Genomic DNA, 13567 nt, shown 5'->3' with positions numbered 1-13567 from the left:
AATCTTAACCAAAATAGAATCATTAAATTCTATTTCTGACAGCTTTTTGACAACTACTTGATTTTTTAAATAGACAGTGTCTCCCCGGTGCCACTAGTATATTTTTGTGCCAATGCAATATAATCATTCGCTTCCCTAACCTTACCTCGCTTTTTAGATCCATTGGCTAATATGCGACATTTTTCTTCTAGAATTTTTACCGTAGCTTGATAATTTTCTTTAGATAGTTCTCCACATTCCATTATTTTCACCAGAGATAGAATCCTAAAACGATCCATGCCCCAATATTTTTGCGATTGCTGACCGGAATGCCCGTTTCTTTTAATGATTAACTGTTCTTGCAGCAAGTAAATTGGATAACCAGCACCTATTCTCAGCCAGAGATCATAATCTTCACATGCCGGTAATTCCTCATCAAATGTGCCTATTAAGTCTAATACTGAATGGTGGATCATCACCGAAGATGGACTGATGATACACAACGGCAACATTTTTTGATAAATCCAGCCCGAATATTTTTGATGTTTTTTTGCTGGATTTACACGATTATTTTTTCGATACCAAATCTCCTCTGTATAGCAGACCTTAATATCCCGGGTTTCTGCGAAAAACTTCATCTGAGCCGCTAATTTCCCAGGCAGCCAAAGGTCGTCGGAATCCAGGAAGCAGATCCATTCGCCGGCGGAATATTGAATGCCGGTGTTCCGGGCGCTCGAAGGTCCTTTTTGTTCTTGCTTTTTATAGTGGAGTTTACCTTCATATTGTTTTAAAATATCCTCCGTTTGATCTGTTGATCCGTCATCGACTACAATCAATTCAAAGTCCTTGAATGTTTGACTCAAAACTGACTCAATACATTCTTGTAAAAAGTGTTCACGATTATAGGTTGGGACAATTACAGATACGGAAGGCATTTTGATGAATTTGATGGATTTTCGTTACAATATAGGTTTAATAAGTTATAAATAAGTTAATATCAAATAAACCTCATAAACGATCAAAACCACATAAAGGATGAATACGGTATACATCATATTTACGATTCGTAATCGCCCAAAAACACGGAAATTTTTGTGACTCAAAAAAAACAAAACACAACCAGCCGTTAGGGAAATTTTAATGACTAAAAATAAATTTGAGTTTGCAGAGATTAAGATTGCCATAAAAGGATTCAATTCAATTCCACCGCCTTCTAAAAGATTTAAGGTAAAATAGGCATCCGATATGGAAAGTGTAACAATTGCTACAATCAAAATCAGGTATTTGTATTCATATCGATCCACATAATAATTTTCTTCTTCTTCTTTCTCCCTGCGGGCTTTCATCCGCCTGCCACTTAAAGTATACCGGCCAAAAAGCGGTGTGGAATTTTTTCTCCTATTTTTGTCAGATCGTTGCTTTTTACTCGTCATTTCTTTTACATCTTTTAATAGTCAAATATTTAATATTTAGAGTTAAGTTTTGTTGTGAAATGGTACTCTATTATTAAAACAGTCCTTCTTTAATTAATGCATTAGAATTTTGTCATTTAAATTTCTTTATTTTTTCGATATTCGGATTTCAAGCTTTTTACACTCCATTCCTTGTCGGTTTGAGCCGATACATCGCAAAGGTTTATAATATATTGTCAAATTATCGGCTCAACTTTGAACTTTTCTAATGAAATAATTTATTTAAATTTGGAATCCTTTATTTTTTTTTGATATATAAATATCAAAGACAGCGCTTATCTAAGCATTTAGATAACATATAGTTAAGAAAGCCATGTTCATTTAAAAATTGAAATTCTTCCATTTATAATAGGCTAAATTATATTGAATTGCAACATCGCCGTTAGTATATTTTCCCTCTAATTTATCCGATAATTGTTTTAGAAGATTAAAATCAAAAAGAAGTAAAAAAGTGGTACAAGCACAAAATATTCGAAATTTTTCTATCATTGCTCATATCGATCATGGTAAATCTACTCTAGCGGATCGATTATTGGAAATGACCAAAACCGTTACCGGTCGGGAGATGACATCACAGATTCTGGATAGCATGGATCTGGAAAAAGAGAAAGGGATTACGATTAAATCCCATGCGGTGACGATGAATTATCAAAATTCAAAGGGTGAAAAATATATCCTTAATTTAATCGATACACCGGGCCATGTAGATTTTTCTTATGAAGTCTCTCGCAGTTTGGCCGCGTGCGAAGGCGCTCTTCTCATTGTGGATGCCACACAAGGCATTGAAGCCCAAACAGTTAGTAACCTTTATAAGGCATTGGAAAATGATCTGGTTATTATTCCGATTATCAACAAAATTGATCTGCAAAGCGCCGAACCGGAACAAACCAAAAGGCAAATTATTGACCTGCTCGGATGTTCCGATGATGAAATTATCATGGCAAGTGCCAAGACCGGCGTGGGTATGGTTGGATTGCTTGAAACAATCGTAGAAAAAATTCCTCCACCAGGTGGCATTATTAATGATCCCTTGCGTGCCATGATTTTTGATTCCTATTTTGATGCCTATCGCGGCGCAGTTGCCCTGGTTCGGGTGGTTGATGGTAAACTAAAAGCCGGCGACTGGATTCAATTTATTTCCACAGGTCGGTCTTTTGAAGTTCAAGAAGTCGGCCACTTAAAAATACGGAAAGTGCCTCAACCTGTATTATCTCAAGGTGAAGTCGGTTATATTATTGCCGGTGTAAAAGAAGTGCGGGATACGAAAGTCGGGGATACAATTACACTCGCAAACAGACCTGCGAACAAACCGCTCCCGGGCTATCAAGAAGCAAAATCGATGGTGTTTAGCGGACTTTTCCCCTCAGCCAGCGACGACTACCAGGAGTTAAAAGCGGCATTAGAAAAATTACAACTCAACGATGCATCTTTGTCATTTGAACCGGAAACCTCGGTAGCCCTGGGATTTGGATTTCGCTGTGGGTTTCTCGGCATGCTTCATATGGAAATTATCCAGGAGAGGCTTGAACGGGAATATGATATCGACCTGATTACTACAGTTCCAAACGTGGAATATAAGGTTTTAACGACTGCCGGAAAAGTATTAACGGTAGACAACCCGGCTGAGTTTATTTCAGCGGGTGAAATCAGTTCTGTGGAAGAGCCCTATATCGATTCGCAAATCATTACTCCGAGTGAGTATATCGGCGCTATAATGAAACTGGCAATGGGTAGACGGGGTAATTATATAAACACGACTTATATTGATAAAAATCGAGTCGATTTAAATTATCATTTTCCGCTTGCAGAAATCGTGTTTGATTTTTATGATAAATTAAAATCTCTGACGAGAGGGTATGCATCATTTGATTATAATTTTTTAGAGTTTCGTCCGGGTAATCTGGTTAAATTAGATATTCTCGTCAATGGAGAACCTGTTGATGCATTGTCGATCATTGTTCATAGTGAGAAAGCTTATACCTGGGGACGCAAACTTTGCGAAAAACTTCGTAAGCTGATCCCGCGTCAGCTATATGAAGTTGTGATCCAGGCAGCTATCGGCAGCAAAATCATATCTCGGGAAAGCATAAGACCTTTGCGGAAAAATGTTACTGCAAAGTGTTATGGCGGCGATATATCAAGAAAGAGAAAACTCTTAGAGAAACAGAAAGAAGGCAAAAAGCGTATGAAGCAGGTGGGTCGTGTTGAGATACCACAAGAAGCGTTTCTTGCGGTTTTACAAGTGGACAATTAATATTAATAAGGTACAGAATGAATCGAAAATCGATTATACAGACTACCGATCCATCCAAAAAGCAAAAGCCAAAAAACAAAAATATATTTAGAGAATATAGCGAAGCGATTTTATTCGCTTTGGTAGCAGCTTTAATTTTAAGAATTTTTGTAGTGCAAGCATTTCGAATTCCAACCGGATCTATGGAAGACACTTTATTGGTCGGTGATTTCCTCCTGGTTAATAAATTTATCTATGGTGTAAGAACTCCGGATAAGATACCATTTATCAATGTTAGAATCCCCTGGGTACGATTACCTGGATTTAAAGACCCCGAGCGGGGTGATGTTGTTGTGTTTAAATACCCGGAAAACCCGGATCAGGATTATATCAAACGCTGCATTGCCGTTGGCGGAGATACTTTAGAAATCAAGAATAAGAAAATCTACATCAATGGCAAGTATGTTGAATACCCGCCACATTCAAAGCTGTTATCTAATACCCTACCCCCCAATTATCCGGAAGCCGGAATTAAACCGGCTGGAGCCGGAAACAAAGATAATTACGGTCCAGTGGTTGTGCCTGAAAATCATTACTTTATGATGGGGGATAACCGCGACAACAGTCTTGACAGCCGTTACTGGGGATTTCTCCCTGAAGAAAACATCGTTGGAGAAGCGCTGATCATCTATTTCTCATGGGATAAGACCGCCAAATTTTACCAGCTATTTAAAATGATTCGCTGGGGACGGATAGCGAATATTATTCGATAGCAGTTCTAACTTAATTGCCGATGAAAAAATGAATGCCACTGAAATCGGCCTCTACCTGCATATCCCATTCTGCGATCACATCTGCGGTTATTGTGATTTCTTTACGGTTTATCGTAAAACCAGCAGCAGCGTTTATGAACGATTTACAAATGCCTTAATCCGGGAAATCGAACTGCGGGCAGATGAAAATTGGGGTAAGCAAAAAATCAAAACCATCTACTTTGGCGGTGGGACTCCATCTATTCTTAAAACCAGCCAGTTAGGAAAAATTCTCAAAACCATCTCAACAAAATTCGACACAAGCACATTAGCCGAATGCAGTATCGAAATAAACCCGGGGACCACAACGTTGGAAGATCTGCTAGCTTATCAACAAATGGGAATCAATCGGGCTAGCTTTGGTGTGCAGGCATTTCAAGATGATGTTCTAAAATCTGCTGATCGAATTCATGACGCATCACAGGCAATCTCAGCAATCCGGCTGGCACAAAAAGCTGGTTTTATGAATATCAGTTTGGATTTAATGTTTGGTATTCCCGGTCAATCCAAACAAGATTGGCGGCATAGCCTTCGAAAAGCAATTGAATTGAACGTTCAACACATTTCTCTCTACAACCTGACCTATGAAAAAGGAACGCCTTTCTTCAAACAAAAACAAAACGGCACCCTAAATCCTGTTGAGGAAGAAACCGAGGAATGGTTTTATGAATATGCAGTTGATGAAATGGAAAATAGTTTATTTCAACGCTACGAAATTTCTAACTTCTCCCTGCCTGGTTTTAAAAGCAAGCACAATTCAAATTATTGGGATCTGGTCCCGTACCTGGGTGTTGGACCGTCGGCACACTCATTCGATGGCCAGCGGCGATTTTGGAATGTGAACCATTTTTTAAAATACCTCCGGAACCTGGAAGGTGATGAAATTCCGGTAGCAAAGACTGAGCATTTAACGGAGATAATGAACCTGCAAGAATGGATTTTCCTGCAGTTGCGCCAGGTAAAAGGATTCAGCTTTACAGATTTAAAAGATCGTTTTGATATCTCAGTTTCGGATTGGAAAAAAGAACTTTCCGGGCAATTTGGCCCTGACTGGCAAAAGTGGATCAAGATCGATATCCATACTTTGTCCCTGACCAAAGAAGGAATGCGGGTGAGTGAATCGATTTACCCGGTTATTGTGGATTGGTTCGAGGAGATTTTTAACTAACCTGGATAATTTATGAATCATATTTTTAAGCTTAAAACTTCAAATTATTTCATCCCGTCATTGGTCATCAAGTATCCGGTATCATGCATCTAGTATCTCTCAATTTATGCAATAAACCTATCTTTAGAAAAAACTTAACTCATTAACTAGGTTAATCACATATGCACTTTAATCCCATCCCTTCCATCCCGGACCTCTTACAACTCTTCCGGGTTTAGCGCCTGTATGCTCACCGTCTTTTAACACCTGTTCCCCATTGACAAAAACATGGTGAACACCGGTGGAGTATTGATGAGGCTTCTCAAAGGTCGCATGATCCTGAATTTTTGCCGGATCAAAAATAACCACATCAGCAAAGTAGCCTGCTTTTAACAGACCCCTATTCTTAATTTTTAAGTTCCCGGCGGGAAAGGATGTCAAACGCCGGATAGCTTCTTGTAAGGGTATCACTTTTTCATCGCGCACATACTTGCCAAGCAGGCGGGCAAAATTGCCATATGCCCGGGGGTGTGGATTCGATTTCAGAAAAACACCTTCCGGCGCCAAAGACCCGGCATCGGAGTCGAACGCAACCCACGGTAAAGCGATCTGCTTTTTGATGTTGTCTTCTGTCATCAGGAAATAGACCGCTTCAACACGACTGCTGTCCTCAATAACCAGCTCTATGGCAGTTTCCTCCGGTGATTTTTGCCGCATTTCGGCAACTTCAGCAAGCGTCTTGCCAGTCAGGGGTTTAAGACCTTCGCTTTTGAAGCCAACCAACAACACTTTATCAGCCGATCCCGCCAGCATGAGCAGGTTTTCCCATTCATCCGTTGGCGTGATCATTTCGCGAATTACACGATTGCGGGTATTCGTATCTTTTAATCTTTCTATCCAGGCATCAAACCCGCCTTCCTGCACCCAGGGCGGCATGGTGGCGCTTAAACCCGTAGCGCCGGCCACATAAGTATACATATCAGCCGTAATTTTCAATCCCTCTTTTTGTGCAGCCTCAACTTTTTTGATAACCTGATCCATCTTTGGCCAGTTCGCATCACCGGCCGCTTTCAAATGGTAAATTTCAGCAGGAATATTTGCCTCCCGGGCGATGGTGAGCAATTCATCGACCGCTTCCAACAATTGATTGCCTTCATTGCGCATGTGGGAGATATACATGCCGCCATACTCGGCAGCCACTTTACACAACTCGATGAGTTCATCGGTTTTTGCATAAAACGCCGGCGGATAAATAAGAGAAGATCCGACTCCAACCGCTCCTTCTTCCATCGCCTGGCGGACCAAATCTTTCATGCGCTGCAATTCTTCATCAGTAGGCGGCCGATCTTCAAAACCAATTTCATGAATTCGAACAGTGGTAGCGCCGACAAAGGAAGCGATATTTGTCGAAATTCCCCGTTTTTCCAGGTATTCTAGGTATTCACCCAAAGTTGTCCATTCGATATCGTATTTTATGTCTCCCTGGCTGCTTTTCCGTTCCTCCTTCATCTTCTCGTTCAGAGGTCCCATGGACCAACCCTCACCGAAAACCTCCAGGGTCACTCCCTGCCTGATGTCGCCCTGGGAATTTCCATCCTCAATCAAAGAAGTTGTAGCCCAGCTTAGCATATTGATAAAACCCGGCGAGACCGCCATACCGCTGGCGTCAATCTCCGTCTTGCCGGCGTTTGCTTCAATCTCACCGATAAACGCAATCGTATCCGCTTTTATGGCCAGATCAGCGAGATAGGCAGCGTCACCACTGCCGTCATAAACATTGCCGTTACGAATCACAACATCATACTTTTTCTGACCGCCGCAACCCACCAGGGCAACTGTCAGTATGACAAATACATATTTTGGTATTTTCATAAGACTATACTCCCAATTTTTATATAAATAAATAATTAACCTGGATAATTCATGAACCGCGAAGACGCAAAGACCGCCAAGATGAAAAGTGACAAATTTTAAGTATTTATCATTTAAACTGTAGTTGCTTAGTTTCCAAAACATTTTTATGTCTTACTCTTTGTTTCTTTGCGGTCTTTGCGCCTTCGCGGTAAAATTTCGTAGAGAGAATTGCGATAATGGCTGATACAGCAAGGTAAAAATGAAATCATAAATAGCAAGTTATTTGATATTGGGAATTTGTTTTTTGGAATTTGTCTATTCGACGGATTTTAAGTACTTCACAGAATAGGGCCCTTCATTCAGAATCAAATCCAAAATAGACAAATTGGCAATGAAGCCGGAAAATTGTTGTTCGTACATGGTTTCCAAAGCTGGTATTTCTTCGATTTTGTAGCCATGAAGTTCCAGAATAGAGCCATCAAAATAAGGTTTCGCCTGGGATTCTATCACATATGTATCACAATCAAATTGACTCAGTAACTGCATGACTCTTCCCTCCCGGGTGCCGCTGGTTGAAAGCGTAGAAGAAAACACAGTGTCAGTTTTCCAGCGCAGCAGGTTGTCAATTAATTTGATGCCGGCCAGGTTTAAATCGATCAATCGCTGCCAGGAATTCGAATAATGTTCTTCCAAATAGGGAAAGTAAAAATCGAAGTATGGTGCATTTCTATAATTGGAAATTAGACTGGCCCTATGGGTCCGATACCAATTGCTATTAGGATCGATAAGAATATCACCAATTGGCGACGATTGGCTCTCCGAGCGTAAAACCGGCACGGTCAGCAGTTTCTTGCCATCCACGGTTTTAACATTTGTGCGATTAATATGCGAGCGGTGCGAATAGGATGGGCTATCCAGCAATACCACACAATCAGACGCAGCCTTTTTTTGCCACCAGGACAATGATGGAAAATAAGCGGGAAAAAGGGTGCATAACTTTCTAGCCATGATTCGGACAATTTATCCATACAGAACATTCAAGATCTTTTGAGCATCTTTGTTGACTAAATTTAATAAAACCAGCGCAGGGCCTCGTGGTGAACGGTCTCCCCTTTCCCAATGTCTCAAAGTTCCGACACTGATTCCGAAAGTTGCAGCAAAATCTACTTGAGTCATTCCTACTTTTTTACGCAATTTCTTTACATCTATTTCTGTAGGTTTAAATACCTTTGCGCCGATATCTTTACCTTCAGCAAATTCTATTGCCTCAGCTAGCCCTTTTTTAACACTTTCAAATGCTTCGCTCATGACTTGTTCCTTTTATGTGTGTCTACCAATATTTTAACCAATTTTGCCAACTCATTTCGTTCAGCTTTATTCAAATTATCTTTCTCATTTTTCCCGAATATGGTCAGCATGAATAATGGTGTTTCTTTATCATAGAAAAAGTATATGACCCGCACGCCCCCGCTTTTACCACGTCCTTTTCGTGCCCATCTTATTTTTCTAACACCGCCGCTTCCTTGAATAATGACTCCTGATTTTGGATGCGTCGATAGATAAAAGATAAGACTGTTCCGTTCTTCTTCATCCAGTAATTTCTCTACTTTTCTAATATATTCCGGCAATTCTATGATCGTAACATGCATGACTTAAAATAAGCCATTGGATTACATTTATCAAGAATAAAATTACCACGAATTTGTATTGTTTTTTTCGATTTTTAGTTAGGCTAGGTATTGCCGCCAGGACAAAGATGGAAAATAAGCGGGAAAAAGGGTGCATAACTTTTTAGCCATGAGCCGTTTCCAAATGATGATTCGAGAGTGAGAAGTATGGAAAGAATCTACGATGTGGGAATAAAGTTAATCCTTTAATTTAATTAACATTCGAACTGCAAAATATCCTATATTGTCTTGCCAATTTAATACAGTTGGTTCTTCTTTCAAGGTGATAACGTCATTTACGATAAAGCAAAGGAAACCATCATTTAGCGCGGACATTGTAGTGTTCGGGCCATGATATGCCATAAGTTGATATTGTGAAATATCAGTTCTCAGGTCCGGCGTTGAAGAATGGGGGTACACTAAAAACAAGAGTTGTCCAACAGAGCCTTTGGGATAAACTAGCTTTTTCTTTTCAGTTCGAATTCTGTTTATTGTATCAGGATTATTCATGTCACGCAGGTCAATTCCTGTAGGTCCATTCCAAGGAAAAGGTAAAAGACTATTTTTGATTTCTTCTGTTGAAAACACTTCAACACTACCATTTGGTTTTGTTAATTGTTTATTAGCGAAATACTCTTGTGCGATTATCATATACCCCATAGCTACATTAATACTTCCTGTGGCGTTAAAAGTTATTTCGTCACCAGCACTGACTTTTATGCCTGAGTTTGTCCACCCTCTTGGGTCTACAAGAATATTTTCTAAAGTTTCTTTATCTCAAATTCTTAAGGTTGTCCCGGATATGGTTATTTTTAAGGCATCTGGAATGCTATAATTAATCAAAACAAATACAGTCAAACCAATAACCAAAACAACAGCAACCAACAAAATCAATAAACGTATTAACTTATCAGTTGCTGAAATAGCATGTGATAGTACTCCAAATTTGTTGTATTTTTCTCCCATCCAATCTTTCTTCTTCTCTTCATTTACCTTAGTTAGAGGCTTATCGCATTTCTCCTACGAATCTGGTTGTTTTCCCATAATACACTTTTTTCCAATACTTATACTTAAATTGAGTTTTATCTACTCTGTTGACGTATTTACCTTCCCATTCTACGGTTGACACCATATATAATTTTTCTTTTACTCTTGTCATTCCTACAAACAATAGTCGTCTTTGTGCTTCAATGGTATCGATTCCTCGCACCATATTTGGAATAATCCCTTCGTTTAAACCTATGATAAATACATAGTCTGCCTGAAGACCTTTGGATTTGTGAATAGACATAATGTTTACCACATCATTTTTGAAGGAGTGTGAAGGATTTATTGATTTCTCAAGAGTATTTAGAGATTCGATAATATTATCTTCATCAATATACTCCTTCAATTCTTGAAAATCTTTATGGCGCTCGAAGAAGGCTGAAATAGGAATAGGACTTGACAAATAATCAGAAAAAGGGTTCGGGTAAAATTTTGTTATTTCTTGAATTAATAATTCTTCCTCGAATCCTTTTCTAAAGAAATCATCTAACATTTTTATAAAGGATGTTTTTGTGTGAAGTTTCAAGGTCTTACCCAAAAGAAGCAAGAATAAGATTTTATGTTTTCCATATAGTGCTTTTAACCACCAAATTTTTTGGCGCAACTCGGGATGGATTATTGTAGACCAGAAATCGATATATTCAATATTTTCAGCATCGAGAGTTTCCTTTAATTGGGCAATGTAGAAACCGACAGGACTTAAAATTAAAATGCTACTTTGGGGTGTAGTGTCTTTGATTGATTTGATTTCTGTGGTGATATATTCATGAGTTTCCTTTTGAGTTAATTTTTGTTCAAAAATAATTGCACCACTTCTATTAGACTTCTTCCATTTTTTCTCCACTCGATGTTGGTTATGTTTTATTAATTTTGAGCAGTATTCAACAATAATGTCGGGACATCTATAGCAGATATTATCAAAGGGAATTTTTTCGATATCTTTTTTCTGATATAAAGAAATAATTCCATCTGGATCAGCATCTTTAAATCCGTATATAGATTGGTCGTCGTCTCCTAGTATTAATGTATTATTTGCAAAACTTGATAATAAATAAACTAGTTCGCGCTCAACTTCATTGAAGTCTTGGAATTCATCAACAATTAGTAAATCTAATTGACCAATATTTTCTGTTGCATACGCTGAATTTGTTTTTACAAATTCAATGCATTGTTTGATCATTTCTGGAAATCTAATACATTGTAAAAACTTACATAAATCAACAAAAGGAATATTTAACTTCGTGGTGTATTGTTCAACTATCGGGACCTCGGAAAAATCATCCAAGACATGAAGGCGAGGTAAGTGATTGATTTTCAACGCGTAGCTATGAAGGGTGTAGCAATCAACATTCTTAAAGTCTTTAAAACTTTTTTTCAAGTCGTTGATTGTGGCATTAGTAAAAGATAAAACTAATATCTTATTAGCATGGGCATAATCTTCGCGGATTATGGTTTTTACTTTTGTTGTTTTGCCTGTCCCTGGCCCTGCTAATAAGATTTCCATAAATTTATAGTTCAGCTAAAACCAAAATTTATTCTGCCTAAATTCTACTGTTTTATTCCGCATAAATAAACCCGTAGCATTTATTGTCTCAACTATGTCTTGCACAACGAACGGCAAGCGTTTGTTTTTTATTTCAGCAAATCATCTAACTCATCTCCATTCCAAAAGCAAGCCACTTTCTCTCTATCAACCTGGGTATATTTTGTGTTTTCACCTTTTTCACAATATCCGCACGGAGGCAATGGCGCTGCCCGGTTTTTCTCCCACATCGTAAATAATCGTAACTGCCTGATATCTTGAAGTTTTCATATATGTCCCCAAAAGTTAGTTTATATAGCAACCATTTGATTTATAGTGCATAAAAAACAACACTTTTAACTAAAGATCTGTTGGTGAAATATGCTCAATTGTTTGGGAAAATCAAAAGAAAAATGGATTCAGCCAAAACCATTTATGTTGTCACACTGTTTTTCTTCAATACCTATAAAATCTATGCTGAAGTATAAACTTGAACTTCTTTTTCCAGGCGATTTTTGAGTCTATCCTTTTCGAGTTCGAGATCAAATCTTGCCTGTAAGTTAATCCAGAACCTTTCCGACAGGCCAAAGAACTTTGAAAGTCTCAGTGCAGTATCCGGAGTAATGGCACGTTTACCCTGCACAATTTCATTGATCCGCCTGGCAGGTACGCTGATATCTTTTGCCAATCTGTACTGACTGATGCCCATAGGTTTCAAGAATTCCTCAAGTAAAATCTCCCCCGGATGAATTGGCATTAGTTTTTCGCTATCCATAATGTCAGCTTTTTCCTTATTTAATCCCGCCAGGGATGAATGTTTACTAACCCATCAATTTATTGGTAGGCATTGATACCCCAAAAGATCAAAAGTCCTGTTAAGGACGAATGAGAACATATAATTAAATCATGACATTTCTTTGGTCACATTCAATGGTTTTGAATCTTTTTCCTTATTTCATCCCGCTGGGACTATGAATTTTAAGACATTCAAAATCCCCGCGATGAATCGCGGGGCTAATATCGTACCTTTATTGAGGATTAACTATTCTGAAACCTATCTTAATCCAATCCTTCTACAAACAACTTTCTGGTTGTCATTTCGAGAATTTTACGACGAGAAATCTTTTAATCAAGGCCAAAAAGACTGGAGGAAGGCAAGAATTCTCCTCGCGGAGTTTATCCTGAGCGAGCCGAAGGGATTCATCGAAATGACAGTTATTTTTCAGAAGTTTCAAAATTTTACTTTGTTACTCATTCCCAACCGATTCCAGGGTCGTTCACCTATTCCATGTTATATCCCTTTGATCCGTTCACTAAATTCGACAATGCGCAATGCCATGCTTTTCGAAATAGCGCTGATGATATTCTTCTGCACGATAAAATTCTGAAGCCGGTGCGATTTCAGTTACGATGGGATCTTTAAAACTACCGGATTTGCCCAGGTTTTCTTTAGAAGAAATCGCTGCCTCTTTCTGCTCCGGGGAGTGATAAAAGATGGCTGAACGGTATTGAGAACCTCTATCGGGTCCTTGTCGATTCAGGGTGGTTGGATCATGATTTTTCCAGAAGACATCTAACAATTGCTCATAAGTCACTTTTCCGGAATCATATTCAACCAGGACGACTTCCGCATGTCCTGTTGTGCCGGAACATACATCTTGATAAGTCGGATTTTCTGTCTCGCCGCCGGTATATCCAACTTCTGCTGAGAGGACGCCATCCACATCACGGAAGGCTGCCTCAACGCCCCAAAAACATCCTGCTGCAAATGTTGTTACTGCCATTTTATGATCTCCTAAATTCTATACGATCCTTAAGGTTGTCGAAGGTTGAT

14 protein-coding genes are annotated in these 13567 nt (G+C 38.9%); 3 read left to right on the top strand and 11 right to left on the bottom strand.

The window, feature by feature from the left end; genetic code table 11:
- Positions 1-65 precede the first annotated feature (65 nt).
- Together IIC38_03135 and IIC38_03130 are read right to left on the bottom strand one after the other, a co-directional pair.
- Entirely contained in the window at positions 66-914 is an 849-nt protein-coding gene (locus IIC38_03135; protein MCH8124942.1) for a glycosyltransferase, read from the bottom strand.
- A 45-nt stretch (positions 915-959) separates the two neighbouring features.
- Positions 960-1412 (bottom strand): hypothetical protein, encoded by a 453-nt coding sequence (locus tag IIC38_03130; GenBank protein MCH8124941.1) that lies wholly within the window; start codon positions 1410-1412, stop codon positions 960-962.
- 490 nt (positions 1413-1902) lie between these two features.
- On the opposite strand from IIC38_03130, the gene lepA reads away from it, so the two are divergent.
- From lepA to hemW, 3 genes are read left to right on the top strand one after another with little or no spacing between them, the layout of a single operon-like run.
- The gene (gene lepA / locus IIC38_03125; protein ID MCH8124940.1) at positions 1903-3705 is read left to right on the top strand and encodes an elongation factor 4; all 1803 of its coding nucleotides are present in this window, start codon (positions 1903-1905) and stop codon (positions 3703-3705) included.
- 17 nt (positions 3706-3722) lie between these two features.
- Positions 3723-4457, top strand: a complete 735-nt coding sequence (gene lepB / locus IIC38_03120; GenBank protein MCH8124939.1) for a signal peptidase I — start codon at positions 3723-3725, stop codon at positions 4455-4457.
- A 28-nt stretch (positions 4458-4485) separates the two neighbouring features.
- The gene (gene hemW, locus IIC38_03115; protein MCH8124938.1) at positions 4486-5664 is read left to right on the top strand and encodes a radical SAM family heme chaperone HemW; all 1179 of its coding nucleotides are present in this window, start codon (positions 4486-4488) and stop codon (positions 5662-5664) included.
- 168 nt (positions 5665-5832) lie between these two features.
- On the opposite strand, the gene IIC38_03110 is transcribed toward hemW, so the two are convergent.
- The 9 genes from IIC38_03110 to msrA all read right to left on the bottom strand — a co-directional run bounded on the left by IIC38_03110 (position 5833) and on the right by msrA (position 13517).
- Entirely contained in the window at positions 5833-7515 is a 1683-nt protein-coding gene (locus tag IIC38_03110; protein ID MCH8124937.1) for a D-aminoacylase, read from the bottom strand.
- 297 nt (positions 7516-7812) lie between these two features.
- On the bottom strand, positions 7813-8505 hold the full coding sequence (locus IIC38_03105) for a WbqC family protein (GenBank protein ID MCH8124936.1): 693 nt from the start codon (positions 8503-8505) through the stop codon (positions 7813-7815).
- Between the two features lie 12 nt (positions 8506-8517).
- The gene (locus tag IIC38_03100; protein MCH8124935.1) at positions 8518-8805 is read right to left on the bottom strand and encodes a helix-turn-helix domain-containing protein; all 288 of its coding nucleotides are present in this window, start codon (positions 8803-8805) and stop codon (positions 8518-8520) included.
- Positions 8802-9146, bottom strand: coding sequence for a type II toxin-antitoxin system RelE/ParE family toxin (locus tag IIC38_03095; GenBank protein MCH8124934.1), 345 nt, complete (start codon positions 9144-9146; stop codon positions 8802-8804). The genes IIC38_03100 and IIC38_03095 overlap by 4 nt, the downstream gene beginning before the upstream one ends.
- 216 nt (positions 9147-9362) lie before the next feature.
- Positions 9363-9824 carry a hypothetical protein gene (locus IIC38_03090; protein MCH8124933.1) on the bottom strand — a complete coding sequence of 154 codons (462 nt, stop codon included), beginning with the start codon at positions 9822-9824 and terminating at the stop codon, positions 9363-9365.
- 117 nt (positions 9825-9941) lie between these two features.
- On the bottom strand, positions 9942-10130 hold the full coding sequence (locus IIC38_03085; protein ID MCH8124932.1) for a hypothetical protein: 189 nt from the start codon (positions 10128-10130) through the stop codon (positions 9942-9944).
- Between the two features lie 40 nt (positions 10131-10170).
- Complete coding sequence (locus IIC38_03080) at positions 10171-11715, bottom strand: ATP-dependent helicase (protein ID MCH8124931.1); 1545 nt, start codon at positions 11713-11715, stop codon at positions 10171-10173.
- A gap of 490 nt (positions 11716-12205) precedes the next feature.
- A complete protein-coding gene (locus tag IIC38_03075) occupies positions 12206-12508 on the bottom strand; it encodes a HigA family addiction module antidote protein (protein MCH8124930.1) in 303 nt (100 codons plus the stop codon).
- A gap of 538 nt (positions 12509-13046) precedes the next feature.
- Positions 13047-13517, bottom strand: a complete 471-nt coding sequence (msrA, locus tag IIC38_03070) for a peptide-methionine (S)-S-oxide reductase MsrA (protein MCH8124929.1) — start codon at positions 13515-13517, stop codon at positions 13047-13049.
- Positions 13518-13567: the final 50 nt, after the last annotated feature.

The organism is candidate division KSB1 bacterium (genome assembly GCA_022566355.1).
GTDB lineage: Bacteria > Zhuqueibacterota > JdFR-76 > JdFR-76 > DREG01 > JADFJB01.
Note: the sequence above shows the minus strand (reverse complement) of the source record. Positions and strands in the feature narration are given on the sequence as shown.